Origin of the sequence: Croceicoccus gelatinilyticus (assembly GCF_018398395.1) — a bacterium.
In the GTDB taxonomy this organism is placed as follows: domain Bacteria; phylum Pseudomonadota; class Alphaproteobacteria; order Sphingomonadales; family Sphingomonadaceae; genus Croceicoccus; species Croceicoccus gelatinilyticus.
In genome coordinates, this window is record NZ_JAHCBF010000001.1 from 264,523 (window position 1) to 287,931 (window position 23,409).

General features: G+C 64.3%; 22 protein-coding genes. 6 read left to right on the forward strand and 16 right to left on the reverse strand.

The window, feature by feature from the left end; all coding sequences use genetic code 11:
- Positions 1-60 precede the first annotated feature (60 nt).
- Positions 61-1,437 (forward strand): DEAD/DEAH box helicase, encoded by a 1,377-nt coding sequence (locus KIH45_RS01465; protein ID WP_213174222.1) that lies wholly within the window; start codon positions 61-63, stop codon positions 1,435-1,437.
- Between the two features lie 63 nt (positions 1,438-1,500).
- Here KIH45_RS01465 and KIH45_RS01470 read toward each other — a convergent pair whose 3' ends face one another.
- Positions 1,501-1,938 carry an FKBP-type peptidyl-prolyl cis-trans isomerase gene (locus tag KIH45_RS01470; RefSeq protein ID WP_213174223.1) on the reverse strand — a complete coding sequence of 146 codons (438 nt, stop codon included), beginning with the start codon at positions 1,936-1,938 and terminating at the stop codon, positions 1,501-1,503.
- 163 nt (positions 1,939-2,101) lie between these two features.
- Entirely contained in the window at positions 2,102-4,387 is a 2,286-nt protein-coding gene (locus KIH45_RS01475) for an ATP-dependent helicase (protein ID WP_213174651.1), read from the reverse strand.
- 145 nt (positions 4,388-4,532) lie between these two features.
- On the opposite strand from KIH45_RS01475, the gene KIH45_RS01480 reads away from it, so the two are divergent.
- Positions 4,533-5,141, forward strand: coding sequence for a hypothetical protein (locus tag KIH45_RS01480; protein ID WP_213174224.1), 609 nt, complete (start codon positions 4,533-4,535; stop codon positions 5,139-5,141).
- A 182-nt stretch (positions 5,142-5,323) separates the two neighbouring features.
- Complete coding sequence (locus KIH45_RS01485; protein ID WP_213174225.1) at positions 5,324-5,635, forward strand: hypothetical protein; 312 nt, start codon at positions 5,324-5,326, stop codon at positions 5,633-5,635.
- A gap of 5 nt (positions 5,636-5,640) precedes the next feature.
- Here KIH45_RS01485 and rsmD read toward each other — a convergent pair whose 3' ends face one another.
- Both rsmD and KIH45_RS01495 read right to left on the reverse strand, forming a co-directional pair.
- The gene (gene rsmD / locus KIH45_RS01490) at positions 5,641-6,186 is read right to left on the reverse strand and encodes a 16S rRNA (guanine(966)-N(2))-methyltransferase RsmD (RefSeq protein WP_213174226.1); all 546 of its coding nucleotides are present in this window, start codon (positions 6,184-6,186) and stop codon (positions 5,641-5,643) included.
- The gene (locus tag KIH45_RS01495) at positions 6,183-7,127 is read right to left on the reverse strand and encodes a pseudouridine synthase (protein ID WP_213174227.1); all 945 of its coding nucleotides are present in this window, start codon (positions 7,125-7,127) and stop codon (positions 6,183-6,185) included. Before KIH45_RS01495 ends, rsmD begins: the two co-directional genes overlap by 4 nt.
- 95 nt (positions 7,128-7,222) lie before the next feature.
- Here KIH45_RS01495 and KIH45_RS01500 point away from each other — a divergent pair, with 95 nt between their 5' ends.
- Positions 7,223-8,962: an AmpG family muropeptide MFS transporter gene (locus KIH45_RS01500; protein ID WP_213174228.1), complete on the forward strand. Its 1,740-nt coding sequence runs from the start codon at positions 7,223-7,225 to the stop codon at positions 8,960-8,962.
- Here KIH45_RS01500 and KIH45_RS01505 read toward each other — a convergent pair.
- The 10 genes from KIH45_RS01505 to purB all read right to left on the reverse strand — a co-directional run bounded on the left by KIH45_RS01505 (position 8,959) and on the right by purB (position 17,511).
- Positions 8,959-10,275, reverse strand: a complete 1,317-nt coding sequence (locus KIH45_RS01505; RefSeq protein WP_213174229.1) for a bifunctional folylpolyglutamate synthase/dihydrofolate synthase — start codon at positions 10,273-10,275, stop codon at positions 8,959-8,961. The two genes, KIH45_RS01500 and KIH45_RS01505, sit on opposite strands and share 4 nt — an antisense overlap.
- A 22-nt stretch (positions 10,276-10,297) precedes the next feature.
- Positions 10,298-11,149: an acetyl-CoA carboxylase, carboxyltransferase subunit beta gene (gene accD, locus KIH45_RS01510; RefSeq protein WP_213174230.1), complete on the reverse strand. Its 852-nt coding sequence runs from the start codon at positions 11,147-11,149 to the stop codon at positions 10,298-10,300.
- The gene (trpA, locus tag KIH45_RS01515; RefSeq protein ID WP_213174231.1) at positions 11,146-11,937 is read right to left on the reverse strand and encodes a tryptophan synthase subunit alpha; all 792 of its coding nucleotides are present in this window, start codon (positions 11,935-11,937) and stop codon (positions 11,146-11,148) included. The genes accD and trpA overlap by 4 nt, the downstream gene beginning before the upstream one ends.
- A gap of 223 nt (positions 11,938-12,160) precedes the next feature.
- Positions 12,161-13,399, reverse strand: a complete 1,239-nt coding sequence (gene trpB, locus KIH45_RS01520) for a tryptophan synthase subunit beta (protein ID WP_213174232.1) — start codon at positions 13,397-13,399, stop codon at positions 12,161-12,163.
- A 37-nt stretch (positions 13,400-13,436) separates the two neighbouring features.
- A complete protein-coding gene (locus KIH45_RS01525; RefSeq protein ID WP_213174233.1) occupies positions 13,437-14,075 on the reverse strand; it encodes a phosphoribosylanthranilate isomerase in 639 nt (212 codons plus the stop codon).
- A gap of 9 nt (positions 14,076-14,084) precedes the next feature.
- Positions 14,085-14,597, reverse strand: a complete 513-nt coding sequence (locus KIH45_RS01530; protein ID WP_213174234.1) for a GNAT family N-acetyltransferase — start codon at positions 14,595-14,597, stop codon at positions 14,085-14,087.
- On the reverse strand, positions 14,594-15,118 hold the full coding sequence (locus KIH45_RS01535) for a hypothetical protein (RefSeq protein ID WP_213174235.1): 525 nt from the start codon (positions 15,116-15,118) through the stop codon (positions 14,594-14,596). The genes KIH45_RS01530 and KIH45_RS01535 overlap by 4 nt, the downstream gene beginning before the upstream one ends.
- 2 nt (positions 15,119-15,120) lie before the next feature.
- A complete protein-coding gene (pyrF, locus tag KIH45_RS01540) occupies positions 15,121-15,795 on the reverse strand; it encodes an orotidine-5'-phosphate decarboxylase (RefSeq protein ID WP_213174236.1) in 675 nt (224 codons plus the stop codon).
- Positions 15,792-16,091, reverse strand: coding sequence for a LapA family protein (locus tag KIH45_RS01545; RefSeq protein ID WP_213174237.1), 300 nt, complete (start codon positions 16,089-16,091; stop codon positions 15,792-15,794). The genes pyrF and KIH45_RS01545 overlap by 4 nt, the downstream gene beginning before the upstream one ends.
- 109 nt (positions 16,092-16,200) lie before the next feature.
- Positions 16,201-17,511: an adenylosuccinate lyase gene (purB, locus tag KIH45_RS01550; protein ID WP_213174238.1), complete on the reverse strand. Its 1,311-nt coding sequence runs from the start codon at positions 17,509-17,511 to the stop codon at positions 16,201-16,203.
- 170 nt (positions 17,512-17,681) lie between these two features.
- Between purB and KIH45_RS01555 the strand changes: the two genes are divergently transcribed.
- On the forward strand, positions 17,682-18,578 hold the full coding sequence (locus tag KIH45_RS01555) for a DMT family transporter (protein WP_213174239.1): 897 nt from the start codon (positions 17,682-17,684) through the stop codon (positions 18,576-18,578).
- Here the strand turns inward: KIH45_RS01555 and KIH45_RS01560 are convergent.
- Both KIH45_RS01560 and radC read right to left on the reverse strand, forming a co-directional pair.
- Positions 18,566-19,300 (reverse strand): NRDE family protein, encoded by a 735-nt coding sequence (locus KIH45_RS01560; RefSeq protein ID WP_213174240.1) that lies wholly within the window; start codon positions 19,298-19,300, stop codon positions 18,566-18,568. The two genes, KIH45_RS01555 and KIH45_RS01560, sit on opposite strands and share 13 nt — an antisense overlap.
- Positions 19,300-20,010, reverse strand: coding sequence for a RadC family protein (gene radC, locus KIH45_RS01565; RefSeq protein ID WP_213174652.1), 711 nt, complete (start codon positions 20,008-20,010; stop codon positions 19,300-19,302). The genes KIH45_RS01560 and radC overlap by 1 nt, the downstream gene beginning before the upstream one ends.
- Positions 20,011-20,174: 164 nt before the next feature.
- Between radC and KIH45_RS01570 the strand changes: the two genes are divergently transcribed.
- The gene (locus KIH45_RS01570) at positions 20,175-23,375 is read left to right on the forward strand and encodes an intermembrane phospholipid transport YdbH family protein (RefSeq protein ID WP_213174241.1); all 3,201 of its coding nucleotides are present in this window, start codon (positions 20,175-20,177) and stop codon (positions 23,373-23,375) included.
- Positions 23,376-23,409 lie beyond the last annotated feature (34 nt).

The following is a 23,409-nucleotide window of genomic DNA, read 5'->3' on the forward strand; positions in this document are numbered from 1 at the left end:
AATACCACCAGATTTGAAGGGGCGTTCACGGCTTGTCGAAGCCCCGTACAGGATGATTGCATGAAGTTTGCCGATCTCGGCCTTTCTCAAGAACTGCTGCAGTCGGTCGAAGCGGCCGGCTATGACGAACCGACCCCGATCCAGGCGCAGGCGATTCCCAGCGTGCTGATGATGCGCGACCTTATCGGTATCGCGCAGACGGGCACCGGCAAGACGGCCAGCTTCGTGCTCCCGATGATCGACATTCTCGCGCATGGCCGCCGCCGCGCGCGCATGCCGCGCTCGCTCATCCTCGAACCGACACGCGAACTGGCCGCGCAGGTTGCCGAGAACTTCGAGAAGTACGGCACCAACCACGACCTCAAGATGGCGCTGCTCATCGGCGGCGTGCAGATGGCCGACCAGGTCAAGGCGCTGGACGAAGGCGTCGACGTGCTGATCGCGACGCCGGGCCGCCTGATGGACCTGTTCGAGTGGGGCAAGATCCTGCTGACCGGTTGCGACCTGCTGGTCATCGACGAAGCGGACCGCATGCTCGACATGGGCTTCATCCCAGACATCGAGACGATCTGCGAGAAGCTTCCGCCCCAGCGCCAGACGCTGTTGTTTTCAGCCACGATGCCGCCGCCGATCAAGAAGCTGGCCGACCGGTTCCTGACGAACCCGAAGAACATCGAGGTTTCGCGCGCCGCATCGACGAACGAGAATATCGAGCAGTTCAAGATCAACGTCCCCGCGCGCAAGAAGCGTGAGGCGCTGCGCTGGATTCTCGAGAACGACAACGTCAACACCGCGATCATTTTCGCAAACCGCAAGACGACCGTGCGCGAGCTCAACAAGAGCCTGCAGCGCCACGGCTTCAAGACCGGCGAGATTCACGGCGACATGGACCAGCCCGCGCGCCTTGCCGAACTGGCCCTGTTCAAGGAAGGCAAGATCAACATTCTTGCCGCCAGCGACGTCGCCGCACGCGGGCTCGACATCAAGGGCGTGAGCCATGTCGTGAACTTCGACTGCCCGTGGCACCCGGACGACTACGTCCACCGGATCGGCCGTACGGGTCGTGCAGGGGCCAAAGGTCGCGCCTTCACGCTGATCGCGCCGGACGATGCCGAGGCGCTGGAAAATGTCGAGAAGCTGACGGGTTCGAAACTGCCCGACTTCGATTTCAAGGCGCACTTTGAAAAGCACGGATACCCGGAAGCCGAAGAGCAGCAGGAAGAAAAGCCTGCCCGCCGTTCGCGCAGCCGCCGCGATGACGACGAGCGTGAGGAGCGTGGAGATCGTCCGAAGCGGGACCGCAAGCCGCGCCGCGAACGGGCAGAGAAGAAGCCGGAACGTCAGCCGCGCCAGCGCCGTGACGAACCGGTGGAGCCGAGCGAGCCGGGCGTGTGGAACGGACCGGTGCCCGAATTCCTCGGCGTCAGCGCGCTCTGATTTTCATATTTGCCGGCAGCGGCAGGGCTAAGGTGCCCCGCCGCCGCAAGCTGATTGCCGCGATCAGGCGGCGTCCTTGATCTCTGCCAGTGTCAGGTCGAACGTCAGGTCCTGACCCGCGAGCGGGTGGTTGCCATCGGCAGTCACGCTTTCGGGGCCGACCTGCGTAATCACGAGATTAACGGTCTGTCCGTCCTGCTGCTGCGCGGCGAGCGACATGCCCGGCTGCGGCTCGGGTTCTGCCGGCAGGTTCGCGCGCGGGATTTCGACGACCATTTCCTCGCGGTGCGGGCCGAAAGCGTTCTCGGCATCGATCTTGACCGAAGTTTCTCCGCCAACTTCCATGCCGGTCAGCGCAGCTTCGATCTGCGGGAAGATCTGGTCAGCCCCGATCTTCAGCGTCTGGGGACCTTCGGCCTCGGTGCTGCCCACGACGTTCCCGTCATTGGTGCGCACGGTATAGGTGATGAGCACGGTGTCACCGCTCTTTGCAGTCGTCATGGTATTTCCTTGAATTGGATGGTTCGGCGCACGACGCGCCGTCTGGTCCGGCACCCGTAGTGGCGCCGCATTTGCCCTTAGAGTCGCAAGCGTAGGCCGCGATGTCAAACGCAGCGCGGGCTGCAAGTGCCCGCGTCCACAGCAGTTAGATGAGGCAGCTTGATCAGGCCGGGCGAACGAAACTGTCGATCACGCGCTTGGTCGACCCGCTTTCGAAGTCGATCTCCAGCTTGTTGCCTTCCTGTCCCTTGACCTCGCCATAGCCGAACTTGTCGTGGAACACGCGGTCGCCGATCGCGATGTCGGTGCGGGCCTTGGCGGCGAAACTGGCCGCGCTGCGCCGCGCTTCGGGGATGCGCTTGGGCGTGGCGTCGTATTCGGACTTTGCCGCGCGCTGCCAGCCGGGGCCGCGGGTCATCGTGCGGGCGGGTTGGGCCTTGGCGACATGGGCGAAGGGATCGGAGCGTTCGGACCATTGCGCGCGCCACATCGATGCACCGCCGGTCATGGTCGATTCGGTCTCGATCATGTTGTCGGGCAGTTCCTCGACAAAGCGCGAGGGGATCGCGCTCGACCACTGGCCGTAGATCCGCCGGTTCGCGGCGTGGAGGATCGTGCATTCGCGGCGCGCACGCGTGATTGCGACATAGGCGAGGCGGCGCTCTTCCTCGAGACTGCGCAGGCCGCCTTCGTCGATCGCGCGTTGTGACGGGAACACACCTTCCTCCCAGCCGGGCAGGAAGACGTGGTCGAACTCCAGCCCCTTTGCCGCGTGCATCGTCATGATCGTGATCGTCGCCTCGGCATCTGCGGCATCGTTGTCCATGACGAGGCTGACGTGTTCGAGAAATGCGCCAAGCGTTTCGTAGTCTTCCATCGCGCGGGCGAGTTCGGACAGGTTCTCCAGCCGGCCCGCTGCCTCGGCGCTCTTTTCGGCCTGGAGCATCGCGGTATAGCCGCTTTCGTCCAGCACCATGCGGGCCAGTTCCGCCGGGCTAAGCGTTTGCGCCTCTTCGCGCCAGCGCTTGAAGTCCTTCATCAGCGACAGCAGCGTGTTGCGCGCGCGGGCAGGAAGCTCGTCGGTATCGCAGATATCGATCGCGGCAGCGGCCAGCGGAATGTTCTGTGACCGAGCGTGAACGTGCAGCTTTTCCAGCGCCTTCTGGCCAAGCCCGCGCTTCGGCGTGTTGTAGATCCGCTCGAATGCAAGGTCGTCGGCAGGCTGCGCGATCACGCGCAAGTAGGCCATCGCATCGCGGATTTCGGCGCGTTCGTAGAAGCGGAATCCGCCGATGATCTTGTAGGGCAGGCCGATCTGGATGAACCGGTCCTCGAACTCGCGCGTCTGGAATTGCGCGCGGACTAGGATTGCCGCCTTGCTGAGCGGGATGCCGCGGCGTGACAGGTTTTCCGCCTCGTCGCCGACGCGGCGCGCTTCTTCGGGGCCGTCCCAGACGCCGATGATGCGGACTTTTTCGCCCGGCTCGATCTCGGTCCACAATGTCTTGCCGAGCCGTTCACTGTTGGCATCGATCAGGCCAGATGCAGCCGCAAGGATTTCGGGCGTTGAGCGGTAGTTCTGTTCCAGCCGGATGACTTTCGCGCCGGGAAAATCCTTTTCAAACCGCAGGATATTGGCGACTTCCGCACCGCGCCACGAATAGATTGACTGGTCGTCGTCGCCCACCACGCAGATGTTGTGGCGCGGCTGAGCCAGCAGGCGCAGCCAAAGGTACTGAACCGAGTTCGTGTCCTGATACTCGTCCACCATGATGTACTTGAACCGCTGGCGATAGCTTTCCAGCACGTCCTTCTCACGCCGGAAGATGTTCAGCATGTGCAGCAGCAGGTCGCCGAAGTCGCAGGCGTTCAGCGCCTTCAACCGGTCCTGATAGAGCCGGTAGAACTGCGCGCCCTTGCCGTTTGCATAGGCCTCGTTCTCTGCCGCATCGAGATCGGCGGGATTGAGCCCACGGTTCTTCCAGCGGTCGATCAGCCCTGCAAGCTGCCGCGCGGGCCAGCGTTTCTCGTCCAGATTTTCCGCCTGGATGAGTTGCTTGAGAAGGCGCAGCTGATCGTCGGTATCGATAATCGTATAGTTCGACTGGAGCCCGACCAGTTCCGCATGGCGGCGCAGCATCTTGGCCGCGACTGCGTGGAACGTGCCGAGCCACGGCATACCCTCAACCGCAGGGCCGACCATGCGGCCAACGCGCTCGCGCATTTCGCGGGCTGCCTTGTTGGTGAAAGTGACGCACAGGATTTCACTTGGCCACGCCCTGCGCGTTGCGACGAGGTGTGCGAGCCTTGCGGTAAGCGCCGCTGTCTTGCCAGTACCCGCTCCGGCCAGCATCAGAACCGGCCCTTCAGTCGTCAAAACAGCTTCCCGCTGCGGCGGATTTAGCCCGGAAAGCCAAGGTTCCTGCGGGTTAGCGGCGCTTTCGGCCAGTTCTGCGGAGAGGGGGGATTCGTTGTCGCTCACGGGTGAACATCTAGGGAACGAGCCTTAAGCGCGCAAGGCCGTCGGTTCGGAACCGGAGCGCGGTTTCCTGCGTAGAATTGGGCAAAAGCAATCGAATTACAGGAGTTTTTCCATGAAGACCTTTCTGAAGGCCAGCGCTGCCCTGATGCTTGGCGCAGCCACCGTCGCCGCCCCGACCATTGCGACCGCCCAGGACGTGATCGGCGGCACGAATTCCGTTCAGGACAAGCGCGGCTATGACGCGCTGGATGAAGCGCAGAAGGCCGAATATGACGCATGGCCCGCAGAATACCAGACGGCCTATCTTGGCTGGCCGATGGATTACCAGACCAGCTATTGGGGCTGGCCGGCAGATTATCGCACCGCCTATTGGGCATGGCCGAACGACTACCAGACCTACTACTGGGATCTCGAGCCCAGCCAGCAGGAAGCCTGGTGGGCCCTGACCCCGGAACAGCGCGGTCAGATCCTGGCCATGACGCCGGAACAGCAGCTGGCGGCATGGGAATCGATCAATGCCCAGATCGCCGCTTCGGAAGAACCGGAAACGGTGATGGCATCGGACACGACCGTGATGGACGCCCCAGCACCGCGTACGGGTGAATATCCGATCTGTGGTGGCGACGTTCAGGATAGCTGCATCCAGCCGCGCGCTGCCGGTCTCAACCGCGGTAACGTCCCGCTCGACTACTGGCCGGGTCAGCCCGCCAGCTCGATGTAAGCTGACGCAATAAGACTACGCCGCAGTTCGCGATCATTGCGGCGGGGATGGGGCGGTGCGTGCCTAGGCGCCACCGCCCTATTTGCGTGTCCAGCGCGCGCCACAACCCCTTGGTGGTTGCATGTTCGTAACGATTGGGGCCTAATCCGATGTGCTCTTTGGGAAAAAGGGGAGCCCGATACATGAAGAAGATCATCGTACCCGCCCTGGCCGCTGGCCTTTCGCTGGCCGTCGCCGCACCCGCACTTGCCGAACATCACGAAGAGATGAAGGCCGAAGTCGTCGAGCGCGACGCCAAGGGCAAGGCCACCAAAGTCAAGGTTGGCGAGACCGTCTATGCGGTTTGCACGCCCGAAATGTCCGACGGCTGCATCAATCCGCGCGCCGCTGGCCTCAACTTCGGCAACGTGCCGCTGGACCACTGGCCGGGCGCACCTGCCAGCGGCCTGACGGCTGCCGAGAAGATGAAGAAGCCCGAATCCGCGGCTGAATGATTTTGCTATCCGGCAGGGCGCAGCAGGTGAAGCCGCGCCTTGCCGGAATCGCGCACGGCATCGACTTCGAAGCCCTTGACCTCGATGGTTTCGGCTCGCGATGTCTCGATGCTGATCCACGCTGACGGCGCAATCCAACCCAGCCGGTTCAGCTTGTCCAGCGCGACCGATCCCGCCCCGGTGTCATAGGGCGGGTCCATAAAAATCAGATCCGGCTGGTCCTTTGCAGGGCCCAGTCCCATGACCGACGATGCACGCACGTCGCTGCGATCCTTGGCATCGAAGGTCGCAATATTGGTGCGCAGCGCCTTTACCGCGGTCGCATCCTGCTCGACGAACATTGCCCGCGCCGCGCCGCGCGACAGGGCTTCGAGCCCGAGCGCGCCGGAACCGGCAAACAGGTCGGCGACATAGAGCCCCTCGAACGAACCGAGCCTGCTGACCAGCATCGAGAACAGCGTTTCGCGGGTGCGGTCCGCCGTCGGCCGCGTCGTGTCGCCTTGCGGGGCAACCAGCTTCCGCCCGCGCCAATCACCGGCAATGATCCTCACTTCGCGCGTTCCCGGGCCAGAGCCTTGCGGAAGCGTTCGACATCGCCTTGCTTGACCTCGAATGCAGCCCCGCGGCCAAGATCGCCCAATTCGAACGGGCCGTAAGCGACGCGAAGCAGGCGCGAGACCTGCAGGCCGAGGTGTTCGAGAACGTTGCGGACTTCGCGGTTCTTGCCTTCGGTCAGCGTCAGCTCGATCCAGTTCTGCAGGCCGTTGCGGCGTTCGAGGTTCGCCTCAATCTGGCCGTAGTGCACGCCGTCGACGGTGACGCCTTCGAACAGGGCTTCCAGATCGTTCTGCCCGACCTTGCCCATGGCCTTGGCGCGGTAGGTGCGCGGAATGCCGGACGAGGGCAGTTCCAGCGCACGCTTGAACTCGCCATCGTTGGTCAGCAGCAGCAGCCCCTCGGTGTTGTAGTCGAGGCGGCCCACCGGCATCAGGCGCGGCGTATCTGCGGGAAGCGCGTTGCGCAGCGCGGTGTAGATCGTCGGGCGACCCTTGGGATCGCGCTCCGCCGTCAAAAGGCCCGCCGGCTTGTTGAAGAGGAACAGGCGTGTTCGTTCGGGTGCGGCGACGGGATTGCCGTCGACGGTCACGCCTTTCAGCGAAGTCAGCACGGTCGCGGGCGTTTCGACGACTTCGCCGTTAATCGCGACGCGGCCGTCCTCGATCATGCGCTCTACCTCGCGGCGGCTGGCGATGCCGGCGCGGGCCAGCAGCTTGGCGATCCGGTCGCCGTCGCGCTTGGGCAGGTTGGGGTCGGGCGCCTGCGTATCGCGCCCTTGCGGTTTGCGTGGTCCGCGCCTGCCGCCAGCGTTCTTGAAGCCGCCCTTTGCGGGCGCACTTTTGGTTCCGCCGGTCTTGCGCGGCGGACCACTTCGCGCCCCGGGGCGCCTGTCGTTCGGATTCTTCGGCCTGTTCACGCGAGCGCCATGCGCCATCAGGTGAAATCATACAAGTCGGGGATAGGGGCAAGGTGCGATTGCATGTGCCTCGCAAGCGCCTAGTCTCCGCCCCAACGCATTCTGGAGCACGCATGACGAGCACGATAAACGAAACTGCCAGCAACCCGGACGAAGCCTCGCCCGGACCGCACGAGAAAGTGCCGGGCTGGCGTAAGCTCCTGTCTGCGTTGGGCAATCGCAAGACTGCCTACATGCTGCTGTTCGGGTTTGCCTCGGGGCTTCCCTATACGCTGCTGCTCTCGACGCTTTACGCGTGGATGAGCGATGCGAAGGTCGATCTCGAAACGATGGGCGTGTTCTCGCTGATCGGTCTGGCGTTCGCGTTCAAGTTCCTGTGGTCACCGCTGCTCGACCGGATCGACCTGCCGGTGATCAAGAAGCTGGGGCACCGCAAACAATGGATCGTGACCGCGCAGTTCGCGCTGGCGGTGATCCTGATGATCGTCTCGCGGCTAGATCCGGGCGGTGCGATCGGGCTGCTTTCGCTGCTTGCCGGCATTGGCGCTTTTGCCAGCGCGACGCAGGACGTGGTGATGGACGCATGGCGTGTCGACGTTGCCGATGAGGTGGCGACTATCGACATGCTTTCGACCGTGTACCAGCTCGGCTGGCGCACTGCGGTGCTGGTCGGCGGCGCACTGGCGCTATTTTTGGCGGAGCGGACGAGCTGGCCGACCGTCTATGCGCTTCTGGGCGTACTGATGGGTGTGATCGCGTTTGCCGCGATCTTCGCGCCGGAGCCTGAGCGTACCAGCGCCTCGCTCACCGCGGATGACGACGCGCTGCGCGAGCTGCGCCATCCGGGACAGCTCAGCCCCAAGGTGCGCGGCATCGCGCTCGCCATCGTCGGTGTGCTCTGGGCATGGGCGCTCGTCACGGTCGGCGTCTTCATGGTGCAATCGCTGTCGAGCGATCCCGAAGCGCGGCCCGATTCGGTGAAGTTCATCCAGAACATGGGGCCGATCATCGTCATCGCGACTGTCGTCGTGCCGGTGATCATCGCGGCGGTGCTCGAAAACTGGCGGCGCAAGGGCAAGCATGTCCTGACGGTCGCGGCGGAAAAGAAGGATGCGCTCGACGGGTTTGTCGACCAGGGTTACCGCGCGCTGATCCTGCCGCTGGCGGAATTCGTCGGGCGGCTGGGCTGGGCGGTCATCATTGTGCTTACGCTGGTGCTGTCCTACCGCTTCACCGACACGGTCTGGGGCAGCTTTGCCTATCCGTTCTACCTCGGCGAATTGCAGTACACCAAGGACGAGGTCGCGATTGCCTCGAAGTTCTTCGGCGTCGGCGCGCTGATGGCGGGGATTGCGCTGGGCGGCGCCTTGTTCAGCTTCATCGGGCGCATGGCGGTGCTTTTCCTCGGCGCTCTGACGGCGGCGCTGTCGAACCTGCTCTATGCCGACCTCGCGCTGGGCGGACACACGATGGAGGTGGTGTCGAACTTCACCGGGTTCACCACGCTGGTCGAATGGATGGGCGGTGACGGAAGGCTGGCCAAGCTGATGGTCGCCATTGCGGGCGAGAACCTTGCCGGCGGCCTCGCCGGTGCGGCGCTTGTGGCCTATCTGTCGTCGATCACGGCGAAGGGATATTCGGCGGTGCAGTATGCGCTGCTGTCCTCGCTGACGTTCCTGGTCGGCACGCTGGGGCGCGGCGCGCTGGGCCAGATGATCGACGAGCAGGGCTATTATCCGGTCTTCATCCTGACCACGCTGCTCGGCTTCATAGCCGTCGTGGCCTGCATCATCGAATGGGTGCGCCAGTCGCGCCTTGGCGCGAAGGCGGGCGTCGTCGCGGCGGAAGCCTAGTCCGGCAACTCGCCGTTGGCGCGCAGGACTTCGCCTGCGAGGTAGAGCGAACCGCCGATGAGGACGGGCTCGCCCTCGGGCAGGTTTGCGAGTGCTTCGCCCAGCGTTCCTGCATGGCGCGATTCGATGCCAAGTTTCGCTGCAATGGCGGCGAGAGCTTCAGGCTGGTGCCCTTCGTGCCCGTCCGGCACGGGTATGGCGGTCAGGCTGGCAAGATGCGGGGCGAGCGGGCCGAGGTAGCCCCTGGCATCCTTGGCCGCCAGCATCGCGACGACGGCATGAACTGGCTCGCCAAGCCCTGCGAGGTAGTCCGCAATCACCCGCGCCGCATCGGGGTTGTGCCCGCCGTCCAGCAGCAGCCTTGCGCCACCGGCCGTCAGCGGTCCTTCGCCCAACCACTGCAGACGCGCAGGCCAGTGCGCAGCGCGGATCCCCTGCGCCATTGCCTCGGACGTTACCGAAATCCGGTCCTGATGGCGGATCATCGCCACGGCCAGCGAGGCATTGAGCGCCTGGAATGCGCCGGGAAGCGTCGGCAGCGGCAGCGTCAGTTCGCCGTGCCGGTCGCGATAGGCGATGAAATCCGCCGCAGTCGCGTCCCAGTCCGCCCCGCGCATATGCAGCGGCGCGCCAGCGACCATCGCAGCTCGCTCGATCTCGCTCTGTGCTTCGGGCGGATAGGCCTGCGTGACGACCGAACTGCCGGGCTTCACGATACCCGCCTTTTCGAACGCGATGCGGGCGAGGGGATGCGTCGGTGCGCCGTTCTCCGGCGCCAGCAGAAAGCGTTCGTGGTCCATACCGAGCGAGGCGATCGCGCAGCAGGCCGGATGCTCGATCACGTTCGTCGCGTCGAAACGCCCGCCAAGGCCGACTTCGATCACGCAGGCATCGGCAGGCGTGCGCGCGAAGGCGAGGAAGGCGGCGGCGGTCGTGATCTCGAAGAAGCTCGCCCCGATATCCTCACCCACGTCCAGCACTTCGCGTAGCACGTTGGCAAGGTCCGCGTCAGGTATCAGCGATCCCGCCAGCCGGATCCGCTCGTTATACCGGACAAGGTGCGGGCTGGTGAACTGGTGAACGCGCAGGCCGCCTGCTTCCAGCATCGCGCGCAGGAACGCGCTCGTCGATCCCTTGCCGTTGGTGCCCGCGATATGAAACACCGGTGGCAACGACAGGTGCGGATCGCCCAGCCGCGACAGCAGTTCGCGCACCGGGCCAAGCCCGATCCGCCCTTGCGGCAGGCTCAGCGCCGCCAGCCGGTCCAGCTGTTGCTGGACGGCGGGCGAATCCGATACGGCAAAGTCGCGCATGGCGGGCAGCGCAGAAAGCCGGTCAGGCCGCCTGCTTGGCCGCCATCAGGTAGTCGATCACGCTGGCAAGCCGGTCGCGCAGGTCCTTGCGGTGCACGACCATGTCGATCATCCCGTGCGCCAGCAGGTATTCGGCGCGCTGGAACCCTTCGGGCAGCTTTTCGCGGATCGTGTCCTGGATAACGCGCTGTCCGGCAAAGCCGATAAGCGCATCGGGCTCTGCGATCTGGACATCGCCCAGCATGGCATAGCTTGCCGTGACGCCGCCCGTGGTCGGGTCGGTCAGGACGACGATATAGGGCAGGCCCGCCGCCTTCAGCCGCTGGATCGCGACCGTCGTGCGCGGCATCTGCATCAGCGACAGGATGCCTTCCTGCATGCGCGCACCACCGGCTGCGGTGAAGATGATGTAGGGGCAACCTTCGGCCACGGCGCGGTCGACACCGGCGATGAACGCCTCGCCCACGGCCATGCCCATCGATCCGCCCATGAAGCCGAAGTCCTGCACGCCGACGACAGCCTTGCGGCCCTCGATCGTACCGGCAGCATTTGTCAGCGCATCGGGATGCGGCGCGTTGTTGCGCGCAGCCTTCAGGCGGTCGGTGTACCGCTTGGAGTCCTTGAACTTCAGCGGGTCTTCTTTCACCGTCGGGCTGGGCAGGACCTGATACCCGTCGTCCAGCACCTGCCCAAGGCGGCAATCGGCGCCGATGCGGCCGTGGTCGTCACAGCGCGGGCAGACCCAGAGGTTTTCCTCGTAGTCCTTGCTGAAAAGCATTTCGTGGCACTTGCGGCACTTCTGCCAGAGGTTGTCCGGCGTATCGCGCTTGGCGACGAAAGGGATGCGTTGACGGACGCGGTTGAGCCAGCTCATGCGGCGGTCTCCTTCGCTGAATGTACGGCATTGGCCAGAGCGGCGGTCAGTTCGCGCACCTTTGCGGGCGCGTCATCACCATGCTGGCCGACGAGTTCGACAAGCGCCGAACCGACAACGACGCCATCGGCGACCTTGGCAATGGCACCGGCCTGTTCGGGGGTGCGGACGCCAAAGCCGACGGCGACGGGAAGATCGGTCCCGGCCTTGAGGCGCGAGACGGCCTCTTCGATCGAGGCGGTCGCGGCCTGCTGCAGGCCGGTGATGCCCGCGACCGAGACGTAATATAGGAACCCGGTCGCGGTCTCGAGCACTTGCGGCAAACGTGCCGCGTCGGTGGTCGGCGTGGCGAGGCGGATTGTGGCGATCCCGGCATCGCGCAGAAAGGGGCCAAGCTCGGCATCTTCCTCGGGCGGCGTATCGACGCAGATCACCCCGTCGACACCGGCCTTGGCGCACTGATCGGCGAACCAGTCGGCGCCGCGGTGGATCATCGGGTTGGCATAGCCCATCAGGACCAGCGGAACCTCGGGATGCCGTGCGCGGAATTCGGTGGCGATGCGGAAAACGTCAGCGGTTTTCGTGCCCTTGCCCAGCGCGCGCAAGTTGGCGAGCTGGATCGCGGGACCGTCGGCCATCGGATCGGTGAAGGGCATGCCCAGTTCGATCACGTCGGCACCGCCTTCGACCAGCGCGTCGAGAACGGCATCGGTAGGCCCGTCACCGGCAGTGACGAAGCAGACGAGGGCGGGGTGGGGCTTGCCGAAGGCGTTGGCGAGGCGGGTCATATTTTTCGTTTCTCTGAACCTGAGAGGGCAATCAAAAGAGCGAGCATCTTCCGAATGAAAAAGGCTATGCCTGTGAGGATTGCCGCTATGCCCATTGTCTTCGGGATTTCGTTTGGAGCCCAGACTATTTCTTTGCCGTCGAGGATATAATGATACTTCGCCACCAAGATGGTGGCAGCAATCCAAAATGCGTAGGTCAGAAGGATGGGCAAAAGCCTCCGCTTCACAACTCTACCCCCAGCGCATCGGCGACTGTAAAGATATCCTTGTCCCCACGTCCGCACAGGTTGGCGCAGATGATCGCGTCTCGCGGCATTTCCCGCGCGACCTTCACGACCGCCGCGATGGCGTGGCTGGGTTCGAGCGCAGGGATGATGCCTTCGGTACGGCAGAGCAACTGGAAGGCATCTAGCGCTTCCTTGTCCGTCGCCGAAGTATAGTCGACGCGGCCGGTTTCCTTCAGCCACGAGTGTTCAGGCCCGATGCCGGGATAGTCGAGGCCCGCCGAGATCGAGTGACCTTCGACGATCTGGCCGTCCTCGTCCTGCAGCAGGTAGGTCTTGTTGCCGTGGAGCACGCCCGGCGAACCGCCGGCAAGCGATGCGGCGTGGTCCTTGTCCAGCCCGTGTCCTGCCGCTTCCACGCCCAGCATCTTCACGCTGGGATCGTCGAGGAACGGGTGGAACAGGCCGATGGCGTTCGAACCGCCGCCGATGGCTGCGACCAGCAGGTCGGGCAGGCGTCCGGTGCGCTCCAGCAGCTGTTCGCGTGCTTCCTTGCCGATCACCGACTGGAAGTCGCGGACAAGTTCCGGATAGGGGTGCGGGCCTGCCGCGGTACCGATGATGTAGAACGTGTCGTGGACGTTCGCGACCCAGTCGCGCAGCGCCTCGTTCATCGCGTCCTTCAGCGTTGCGGCACCGGCCTTCACGGCCTTCACCTCGGCACCCAGCAAGCGCATTCGGAACACGTTGGGCTGCTGCCGCTCAACGTCCTTTGCGCCCATGTAGACGACGCAGGGCAGGCCGAAACGCGCCGCCACCGTCGCCGTCGCAACACCATGCTGGCCCGCGCCGGTTTCCGCGATGATGCGGGTCTTGCCCATGCGCACGGCGAGCAGGATCTGCCCGATGCAATTGTTGATCTTGTGCGCGCCGGTGTGATTGAGCTCGTCGCGCTTGAACCAGACCTGCGCCCCCATTCCCTCGGGCGCGTCCTTGCGCAGTTCCTCGGTCAGACGCTCTGCATAATAGAGCGGGCTGGGACGGCCTACGTAGTTCGCCAGCAGGTCCTCGAACTCTTCCTTGAACGCCGGATCTGACTTGGCCTTCACGTACTCCTTCTCGAGATCGAGAATGAGCGGCATCAGCGTTTCCGACACATAGCGTCCGCCGAACTGGCCGAAGTGGCCGCGATCGTCGGGCTGGTTGCGGAAGGAGTTGGGGTGGGCTGTCTCGTTCATGGCTCGCGCTTGGCAGAAGGGTTGAAGGCTGTCCAGATCAGGCGGCACGCACGGCCCGGCAGAATGCGGCGATTTTGTCCGCGTCCTTCACGCCGGGCTCGCTTTCCACGCCCGATGATACGTCGACCAGCGGTGCGCCGGTAGAGGCGATCGCCTCTGCCACGTTGGCCGCGTCGATCCCGCCGGCAAGGCCCCATTCGACAGGGCCGCGATATCCGGCAAGCAGGCTCCAGTCGAAGCGGACGCCCATGCCGCCGGGCAGCGTGCCCTTGGGAGTCTTGGCATCGAACAGGACAAGGTCGGCCGCGTCGCGATATTCGCTGGCGCGGGTAATGTCGGCGGCGGATGCAATGGAAAGCGCTTTCCAGACCGGCAAGCCGAAGCGCGATCGCAGCGCTGCGGCCCGGTTGGGCGTTTCCTGGCCGTGAAGTTGCAGGACGTCGAGCTTTCCGGCCTCGACCGCTTCGCCCAGTTCCTCGTCCGTCGCGTTGACGAACAGGCCGACGCGTTGGATGCGGCCATCGGCACGGGCGGCGAGTTCGGCGGCTTCACGCGGCGACACGGCGCGCGGGCTGGGCGGGTAGAACACGAAGCCCGCGTAATCGGCACGCGCCTCGATCGCCGCGTCCAGTGCGCGGGCATCGCGGATGCCGCAGATCTTGATGCGAGTCGCCATGCGGGCGGGTTAGGCGCTGGGCGGTGTCTTTTCCAGCACCACAAAGAACAGGGGTTTTTCCTGCGGCACGGGGAAGGGGCGCCGCTCTCCGCTGCGCACGTATCCTGCGCGTTCGTACCATGCGATCAGCGGCTCGCGGTCCTCGATCACGGTCATTTCCATCTTTTCGACTTCAAGCGCGGCGCAAAGCCGCTCTGCCGTGATGAGCAGGCGTGAGCCGAGGCCGGAGGACTGGAACGGTGGATCGACGCACAGCAGGCCGATATAGGCACGCCCGTCGCCCTTGTCGGTCACGGAGACGCAGCCGACGATATCATCGCCCGAACGCGCGACGAAGATCGCGATGTCGGGGTTGAGAAACAGTTCGACCACTTCGCGCACGGTGATGCGTTCGCCCTGAACGATGTCCGCTTCATGCGTCCAGCCAAGGCGGGCATGATCGCCGCGATAGGCGCCTTCGATCATGACTTTCAGTGCGGGAAGGTCGTCCTTCTGCGCAGGCTCGATCACCGGCGCGCTCATGGTGCGTAAACCGGCCAGAAGGGGCCGCCCAAGGCCCCGTTGAAGGCGATGTGGGCTATGGCTTTTGCATCGACATCGTATTCGACGCCGAAGAACACCGGGCCGCCATCGCATACACCGGTCGGCATGTGCTGCGGATTCGGCGTGACCGTCGCGGGCAGGTAGTTGCCATAGACGATCCGCCGCCCACCGCGAATGATGCCGAACACCTCCCGGCTCCAGCGCGGATCGTTGGCGACATAGGTTAGCGGATCGGGCGTTTCGGTGCCGGCGTTATAGCCATCCTTGTCCGCGAGCGAGCGAAGCACGGGCGCCAGCGCGCTTTCCATCGCGGCAATGTCGCTGTCCGCCACTTCCCAGCCGCCTTCCACGGGGCCGGCGGTGGCGCGCGAACACGCGGGCAGGGCAAAGCCTGCATCGGGAGCGCCGAGAACGGTGGTTTCGGGCGGCAGCGTTACTGCTTCTTCGCCAGTGCCGGAATTTGCGCCCGCCAGCGCGAGCGCCAGCAGCGCGGCCTTCATGGTCAGAGCGTGGCCTCGATCGCGCGGGCGGCGGCCAGCGGGTCTTCGGCCTTGGAGATCGGGCGGCCGATTACCAGCACGCTCGCCCCGTCATCGCGGGCCTGACGCGGGGTGACGACGCGCTTCTGGTCGCCAACCTTGCTGCCTGCAGGGCGCAGGCCGGGGACGACAAAATAGCCGTTCTTCCACTGCTTATGCACCGCGCCGACTTCCTGACCGGAACAGACGATCCCGTCGAGGCCAGCTGCCTCGGCCAGTTCAGCCAGCCGCATGACCTGGTCGTGCGCGCTGCCGCCGATGCCGGTTTTCGCCATGTCGGTTTCATCGAGGCTGGTCAGCATGGTGACGGCCACGACCTTCGTGTTTTCACCCGCCGCGGCCTTGGCGTCTTCCATCATGGCACGCCCGCCGCTGGCGTGGACGGTGACGATGGCCGGTTCCAGCACGTGGATCGACTGCATCGCGCCAGCAACCGTATTCGGAATGTCGTGAAGCTTGAGATCGAGGAAGATCGGCAGGCCGACCTGCGCCATTTCCAGCACGCCGTGATGGCCGTGCGCGCAAAAGAATTCGAGGCCCAGCTTGATGCCGCCGACATGGCCCTTCACCTTTTCGGCAAGCGCTTTTGCCCCGTCGAGACGGGGGACGTCGATGGCGATGAAAACCGGATTGCTCATGGCAGGGTGGGACGCTCTTCCTCGGGCACGAAGCGAGACTGCTCTTCTTCGCGCGCGGCGATCAGTGAACGCTGCGAACTTTCAAGCGCAGCGATGCGGCGCTTCAGGCGCCAGCGGGCCGTGCGGTGGAACAGCCACATTGGCGCAAAGCCAAGCAGGAACGAGGACAGGATAATCATCGGTAGCGGCGTGTTCAGCACCACGTCGCTCCAGATCATGACGTCGATCCGGAACCAGTTAGCATAGGCGAATACCGCGAGACCCGCGACAATGACCGCCCAAACGATGGTCCTCAATACCTGCAAACTTTAATCCTCCAGTCCCTGTGTCCGGGGCCGAAACTAGGACGAATGCGCGGGTTTGGCCAGCCTGAGCCGGCAAACGCCGCGCACTTATCCTGAACGATCAGCCGAAGACGCGGGCGAAAATCGTGTCGACGTTCTTGAAGTGATAGTCGAGGTCGAACTTCTCCTCGATCTGTTCGTCGGTCAGCGCTGCTGTCACTTCATCGTCCGCCTTGAGAAGTTCGAGCAGTGACAGGGTGCCGTCCGATTCCCACACCTTCATCGCGTTGCGCTGAACCAGGCGATAGGCATCTTCGCGGCTGACACCGGCCTGCGTCAGAGCCAGCAGCACGCGCTGCGAGTGAACGAGGCCGCCCATGCGGTCGAGGTTCTTCTGCATGCGCTCGGGGTAGACGAGCAGCTTCTCGATCACGCCGGTCAGGCGGGCGAGCGCGAAGTCGAGCGTGATGGTCGCATCCGGTCCGATGAAACGTTCGACCGAGGAATGGGAAATATCGCGTTCATGCCAGAGCGCGACGTTCTCCATCGCCGGAACCGTCGCGCCGCGTACGACGCGGGCGAGGCCGGTGAGGTTCTCGGTCAGGATCGGGTTGCGCTTGTGCGGCATGGCCGACGAACCCTTCTGGCCGGGCGAGAAGTATTCCTCCGCCTCAAGGACTTCGGTGCGCTGCAGGTGGCGGACTTCGACGGCAAGACGCTCGATCGATGATGCGATTACGCCCAGCACGGCAAAGAACATGGCGTGACGGTCGCGCGGGATGACCTGCGTCGAGACTGGCTCTACCGAAAGGCCCATCTTTTCGGCGACATATTCCTCGACGCTCGGGTCGATGTTGGCGAAAGTGCCGACCGCGCCGGAGATCGCGCACGTCGCGATTTCCTTGCGCGCGAATTCAAGGCGCTCCTTGCAGCGCGAGAACTCGGCATAGGCTTCGGCCATCTTCAGGCCGAATGTGACGGGTTCGGCGTGGATGCCGTGGCTGCGGCCGATGGTCGGCGTGTACTTGTGCTCTTCGGCGCGGGTCTTGATCGCAGCCAGCAGCTTGTCGAGATCTTCGAGCAGGATCACGGCGGCGCGGTCGAGCTGGACGGCAAGCGTGGTGTCCAGAACGTCCGAGCTGGTCATGCCCTGGTGCATGAAGCGGGCTTCATCGCCGACGTTCTCGGCAACCCAGGTCAGGAAGGCGATGACGTCGTGCTTGGTCACGGCCTCGATCGCGTCGATGGCTTCGACGTCGATCTTGGGGTTCGTCGCCCACCAGTCCCAAAGGGCCTTGCCGGCGCTGGCCGGGACGACGCCCAGTTCGCCCAGCTTCTCTGTCGCGTGTGCCTCGATCTCGAACCAGATGGCGTATTTCATCTCCGGTTCCCAGATCGCGGTCATCGCGGGGCGGGCATAACGTGGGACCATTTTCGACTCCGTCGGGAAATTCGGTTGCGCTTTCGTCCGCGCGGCTAGGGGGAGGGGGCCCGATTGGCAAGGGGCCTTGGGGATCGCGGCGTTACGCGTTCCACAGGAGACAGCCAGAAAAAGCGCTGCTAGGGGCGCGCCTGCCTTCCGATCTTGGGACGAGTGACGCGATGAATAGCCGGCGCGGCGATTGGCTGACTTACGTGATGCTGGGATGCACGATCGCGTTCTGGGCGGGCAATGCCATCGTTGGCCGCGCGGTACGCGATGACATCGATCCGGTCATCCTGGCGCTGCTGCGCTGGATTGGCGCGACGATCGTGGTGGCGCCGCTGGCATGGCGGGGATTGCGTGAGGACTGGCCCGTGATCCGCGCGGCATGGAAACCGACACTGGCGCTGTGCCTGACGGGCATCGCGGGCTTCAACACCGTGCTCTATGCAGGGCTTCAATACACGACCGCGACGAACACGTTGCTGATGCAGGCGAGCATTCCCGGATTGGTCCTGCTGATCGCTGCACTCGCGTTCTCTCAGCGCGAACCGATGGTGAAGGTCTTCGGCATCCTGTTGTCCGTGTTCGGGGCTGCCTTCACGATTTTTCGCGGCAGCATGGAGGCTGTTCTGTCCCTGCAGTTGGGCAAGGGCGACCTTGTCATTTTCAGCGCCTGCCTGATCTGGGCGATCTATACCGTCCTGTTGCGGATGGCGCCGAAAGTCCGGCCCACCAGCTTCCTGTTCGTGACGTTCGCGGGAGGGGCACTGGTGTTGCTACCGATTGCGCTGCTGACACCGGGGCATCACCTTGCCTTCACGGCGAATTCGATCGGAGCGATCGCCTATGTCTCGATCTTCCCGTCGGTCATTGCCTATTTCCTGTTCAATGCGTCTGTGGCGCGGGCAGGGTCGGCCATAGCGGGACAAGGCATCGCGATGATGCCGATTATCGGGGCCTTGCTGGCTGCTCTTTTGCTGGGCGAGAAGCTCTACTGGTATCACGGTGTGGGGATGGCGATCATCCTTGCCGGTATCGTCATCGCCGCGCCCAGAGGCGCTCAACCGCGATAGGAAAGCTCGATCCGGTCCATGCCGGATAGCGATCCGTCAGGCGCGAAACGGCGCTCCGCGATTGAACTGGTGCCGTCCTTGCCGATCATAACCACCGTGCTGCACCGCGTGCCGTAATCGGGATCGTGGATGAACACCGGTGCTTCCTCGCTCTCGGCCTCTGCCGCCGGACCGCTCTTGGCGAGCATGGCGAAAAATGCATCCTCGTCCGGCGGACCGTCGTCGAGCACGCCGCGCATGTCGCCGACCAGCCGGTCCACCTTGGGCCAAGGATCAGCAAAAGCCCCGTTCGAGAGTCCGTAAAAACCGCCCGTGTCCATCTCGTGCGGCTCGCTCATCGTTCGGTTGTCGACGATCCAGCCTTTCGGTCCGTCGATCAGGATCAGGCTCAAACCGTTATAGTCCGCCAGTCGGTCAAAACGGTCTTCGACACGGTGCCAGTCGCCGGTCAGCCAGTCTGTAACCAAGGCCCCGCGCGACGGTGCATCGGCGCGAAAGTTCACCGGATCGCGAAAATTGGTAATGAGCGCCAGCCGCCCGGCCTCTTCCGAAACGCCAAGCCACGTTCCACCCGAACGCAAGTCGCGCCCAGCGATGATCCCGCTGCCATCGTCCCATCGGGCGAGGCCCGCCGTTGGTCTTTCGTGAAATTCGTCGCGGTTTGCGATGACAACCAGCGGCCAGTCGGGACCACAATGCCACGCAGCGACGGCGATGCACATCAGATCAGGCCCTTCGACCGCAGCGAGACATGGCCCGAGCGTCCGATGATGACATGATCGTGCACGGTGATGTTGAGCAGGCGTCCTGCCTCGGCAATGCGGTTGGTGATCTGGATGTCGGCGCGGCTGGGTTCGGGGTTTCCGCTGGGGTGGTTGTGGACGAGGATCATTGCTGCTGCGCCCAGTTCCATCGCCCTGCGGATAACCTCGCGCGGGTGGATCGATGCCTCGTCCAGGGAACCGTCGCCGATATGCTCGTCCTGGATCAGCCTGTTCTGCGCATTAAGATAGAGCACCCGCACGCGCTCGACCGTCAGATGCGCCATGTCGATGGTGAGATAGTCGATCAGCGCCTGCCAAGACCCCAGTACCGGCTTGTCCTGCACTTCGGCGCGGGCAAGGCGGCGGGCGGCGATCGAGACGATCTTCAATGCCGCCGCACTCGTTTCGCCCATGCCGGGGTGCGTTTCCAGCGCCTTGCGATCGGCATTGAAGACGCCAGCCAGTCCGCCGAAGCGCTGGATGAGTGTGCGGGCCAGCGGCTTGACGTCGCGGCGGGGAATCGCGGTCATCAAGAGGTATTCCACGATCTCGTGATCACCCAGCGCGTCCGCCCCGCCGTCGAGCATCCGCGCACGAAGACGGGCGCGGTGGCCCTTCGGATCGTGCCCCTCTGCCTTTTTCCCGGGCACTGCGGGCACCTCGTTCATCGGCAGTTCGTCCTGCCTGCTGTTCACTGCGACCTGCTCCTCGCCGGGACCCCCCGACGTAAAATTGCGTTTCGAACCATTGCCTTTGCCTCGCAGCCCGCGCAAGTTCCGCCCGCCTGCGAACCGTGGATCGATTATCCGGTCGCGGCCTACTAGAAAGAAGCATGAACGAACCCGCCGACATCGATGAAGAGCCCACGCTGCCGCCCCGGCGGCGCAAGCGGCTCGCCAGGGTCGCGCTGGGCGGAGTGGCTGCGTTGGCGCTTGTCGTTGGCGGGGTGTGGACCGCGCGCAAGGATATCGCGGACGGTCTGATCGCCGATACGCTGGAAAGTTACGACCTTCCCGCGACTTACGACATCGCGTCGATCGGGCCGTCGATACAGGTGATCGAGAATGTCGTGATCGGCGATCCGGCCAATCCCGACATGACGATAGAGCGGGCGGAGATCACGATACGCTATCGCTTCGGCTCGCCTGAAATCGCCTCGGTCCGGCTGGTGAAGCCGCGCCTTTATGGCAAGCTGGTCGACGGACAGATGAGCTTCGGCGCGCTCGACCGCGTCATCTATACCGGCCCTTCGGACGAGCCGTTCCAGCTTCCCGACATGCGTGTCACGATCGACGACGGGCGGGCGCTGCTGGGTTCGGAATACGGCAATGTCGGGGTGAAGCTGGCAGGGTCCGGCCCCTTGCGCGGCGGTTTCACCGGCGTCGTCGGCGCGGTTGCGCCCAGCCTTTCGGACGGCGATTGCATGGTCAGTGACGCGACGCTTTACGGCACGATCGCGATCACCCGCGAGAAGCCGCGCTTCGAAGGCCCGCTGCGTATTTCCGGCGTGGAGTGCGAGGATACCGATTTCTCGTTGGGTCAGGCGATGCTGGCGCTCGACCTCACCGGCACGCAGCAGTTCGACGGGTTCGACGGCAAGGCCGACGTGCTGAGCGGCAGGATGGCCGCTGGCGGACAGTCGGTCGGCAGCATCGCGGGCGAGATCGCGATCGCCATGAACGAAAGCGGGCTGACCAGCGACCTCGACCTCACCGCCGCTGATGCGCGGCTGGCCGGCGCGGACATGACGCGATTCGGTGTCGAGGGCACCGTGCGGGCGCGTGACGGGTTCGCCAATGTCGCTTTCGACGGCAGCTTCAGGGGAGCGGGATTGCGGCCGGGGCAGGGGCTCGACGGTCAGCTTGCCGGATACCAGCAGGTGGCCGAGGGCACGCTCGGCGCACCGCTTCTGGCCAAGCTGCGCAACGCGCTGGCCAGCGAAGGGCGGCGCAGCACGTTCGACGGCGATATCCAGGCGCGTATCGGGCCAGAGAATCGCACCGTGATCGTGCCCAATGCGGCATGGCGCGGGCAAAGCGGTGAGACGCTGCTCTCGATTTCTCGCGGCCAGCTTTCGATGACCGAAGCGGGACAGGCGCGATTCGCAGGCGCCTTCGAAAGCGGCGGGCGAGGTTTGCCGCGAATTTCGGGCCGGATGGAGCAGGGCGGTCGCGGTGACCTCACGATGCAGCTTTCGATGGCCGAATATGCCGCTGACGATGCAAAGCTTGCGATCCCCGCGCTGGAGATCAGGCAGAACGCTTCGGGCTTCCTGCAATTGTCGGGCACGGTCGAGGCATCGGGTGCGATCCCGGGCGGTCGGGTCGAGGCGCTGGAACTGCCGGTCAGCGGCGGATGGAAGCCCGATGGCGGTCTCGCGCTTTGGCCCGGCTGCATCACGCCGCGTTTCGCACGCCTCGAACTGGCGAGCCTGACGCTGCAGGACCAGTCGCTCATGCTCTGCTCGCCCGAGAATAGCGCCATCCTGCGCAGCGATTCGGCAGGGACGCGCTTTGCAGCCGGCGTTCCCTCGCTCGACCTTGCCGGCATGCTGGGCGACACGCCTGCAACGATTCGCGGCGGTCCGGTGAGGCTCGGCATTCCCGGCAAGCTCGTCGCGCATGATCTCGATATCGCGCTTGGCCCTGACGAGAGCGCAACCCGCTTCCGGTTGAGCGAACTGACCGCCGATATCGGAGATGAGATCGCGGGTACGTTTGCCGATGCCGAGTTCCGGCTCGCCGATGTCCCGCTCGATATCACGCAGGCATCGGGCAATTGGGCATGGCGCGATGATTCGCTGATCGTCGAGAACGGCGCGCTGCGCGTGACCGACCGGCAGGCCGATGCACGGTTCCAGCCGATGATCGCGCGCGATGCCGAACTGGTCTTTGCCGACAACACGATCCTTGCAGAGGCGCTGCTGCGCGAGGAAACGACCGACCGCGCCATCGTGGACGTCGATATCGTCCATGCGCTCGGCACCGGAACCGGGCACGCAGACCTTAGCGTCGACGGCATTACTTTTGACGACGGCTTGCAGCCCGACACCGTCACCCGCCTTGCGCTGGGCACGATCGCCAATGCTTATGGCACGGTGACCGGCACGGGCCGGATCGACTGGAACGAGGCGGGCGTGACCTCTACGGGCTCGTTCTCGACCGATTCGCTCGACTTTGCCGCAGCTTTCGGGCCGGTGCGCGGACTTTCGGGAACGGTCGAATTCACCGATCTCCTCGCGCTGGAGACCGCGCCGAATCAGCGGGTCATGATCGCCGAAGTGAACCCGGGCATCGTGGCGGAAAACGGCGTTGTCGAATTCGCGATCGAGCCGGACCTCGCGCTCCAGCTCAACGGCGCGACATTCCCGTTCCTTGGCGGCACCCTCATGATGCGGCCCACGCGCATGAATCTCGGCATGACCGAGGTACGCAGCTACGTCTTCGAGATCGAGGGCCTGGATGCGGCCCGTTTCGTCGAGAGGATGGAACTGGCGAACCTGTCGGCTACTGGCACCTTTGACGGCACGATCCCGCTCATCTTCGACGAGAACGGTGGGCGTATTGAAGGGGGCGTGCTGACGTCGCGCCCGCCGGGCGGCAATGTCTCCTACGTCGGCGCGCTGACTTACGAGGATATCAACCCGATCGCCAACTTCGCTTTCGATGCGCTCAAGTCGCTCGACTACACGGCGATGCGGATCGGTCTCGACGGGAATCTCGATGGCGAGATCGTGACCCGTGTGAAGATCGACGGCGTCAGCCAGGGCGAGGGCGCGAAGAAAAACATCATCACCCGGCGCCTTGCGTCGCTGCCGATACGTTTCGACGTGAACGTGCGCGCGCCATTCTATCAGCTCCTGTCCAGCTTCAAGTCGCTCTACGACCCGGCCTCGGTACGCGATCCGCGCGAACTGGGCCTGATCGACGTCAGCGGCAATTCGCTCGTCCCTTCGGGCGAAGCTGTGCTGGGCGAGGATATCACCCCGGTTGAAGAAGACATTCAGCCTCCGGAAAGCGAGAGAATGCAATGAGTGGAGCACGATGGAAGGCTCGATTGACGCCGGC

What these genes read in the sequence shown, in the direction of transcription:
- KIH45_RS01470 (WP_213174223.1), bottom strand. Translation starts at nt 1,938, where the DNA reads ATGACGACTGCAAAGAGCGGTGACACCGTGCTCATCACCTATACCGTG.
- KIH45_RS01465 (WP_213174222.1), top strand. Translation starts at nt 61, where the DNA reads ATGAAGTTTGCCGATCTCGGCCTTTCTCAAGAACTGCTGCAGTCGGTC.
- KIH45_RS01555 (WP_213174239.1), top strand. Translation starts at nt 17,682, where the DNA reads ATGAATAGCCGGCGCGGCGATTGGCTGACTTACGTGATGCTGGGATGC.
- accD (WP_213174230.1), bottom strand. Translation starts at nt 11,149, where the DNA reads ATGAGCTGGCTCAACCGCGTCCGTCAACGCATCCCTTTCGTCGCCAAG.
- trpA (WP_213174231.1), bottom strand. Translation starts at nt 11,937, where the DNA reads ATGACCCGCCTCGCCAACGCCTTCGGCAAGCCCCACCCCGCCCTCGTC.
- purB (WP_213174238.1), bottom strand. Translation starts at nt 17,511, where the DNA reads ATGGTCCCACGTTATGCCCGCCCCGCGATGACCGCGATCTGGGAACCG.
- KIH45_RS01560 (WP_213174240.1), bottom strand. Translation starts at nt 19,300, where the DNA reads ATGTGCATCGCCGTCGCTGCGTGGCATTGTGGTCCCGACTGGCCGCTG.
- pyrF (WP_213174236.1), bottom strand. Translation starts at nt 15,795, where the DNA reads ATGAGCAATCCGGTTTTCATCGCCATCGACGTCCCCCGTCTCGACGGG.
- KIH45_RS01485 (WP_213174225.1), top strand. Translation starts at nt 5,324, where the DNA reads ATGAAGAAGATCATCGTACCCGCCCTGGCCGCTGGCCTTTCGCTGGCC.
- radC (WP_213174652.1), bottom strand. Translation starts at nt 20,010, where the DNA reads ATGAACGAGGTGCCCGCAGTGCCCGGGAAAAAGGCAGAGGGGCACGAT.
- KIH45_RS01505 (WP_213174229.1), bottom strand. Translation starts at nt 10,275, where the DNA reads ATGCGCGACTTTGCCGTATCGGATTCGCCCGCCGTCCAGCAACAGCTG.
- trpB (WP_213174232.1), bottom strand. Translation starts at nt 13,399, where the DNA reads ATGAACGAGACAGCCCACCCCAACTCCTTCCGCAACCAGCCCGACGAT.
- KIH45_RS01525 (WP_213174233.1), bottom strand. Translation starts at nt 14,075, where the DNA reads ATGGCGACTCGCATCAAGATCTGCGGCATCCGCGATGCCCGCGCACTG.
- KIH45_RS01570 (WP_213174241.1), top strand. Translation starts at nt 20,175, where the DNA reads ATGAACGAACCCGCCGACATCGATGAAGAGCCCACGCTGCCGCCCCGG.
- KIH45_RS01530 (WP_213174234.1), bottom strand. Translation starts at nt 14,597, where the DNA reads ATGAGCGCGCCGGTGATCGAGCCTGCGCAGAAGGACGACCTTCCCGCA.
- KIH45_RS01495 (WP_213174227.1), bottom strand. Translation starts at nt 7,127, where the DNA reads ATGGCGCATGGCGCTCGCGTGAACAGGCCGAAGAATCCGAACGACAGG.
- KIH45_RS01480 (WP_213174224.1), top strand. Translation starts at nt 4,533, where the DNA reads ATGAAGACCTTTCTGAAGGCCAGCGCTGCCCTGATGCTTGGCGCAGCC.
- KIH45_RS01535 (WP_213174235.1), bottom strand. Translation starts at nt 15,118, where the DNA reads ATGAAGGCCGCGCTGCTGGCGCTCGCGCTGGCGGGCGCAAATTCCGGC.
- KIH45_RS01500 (WP_213174228.1), top strand. Translation starts at nt 7,223, where the DNA reads ATGACGAGCACGATAAACGAAACTGCCAGCAACCCGGACGAAGCCTCG.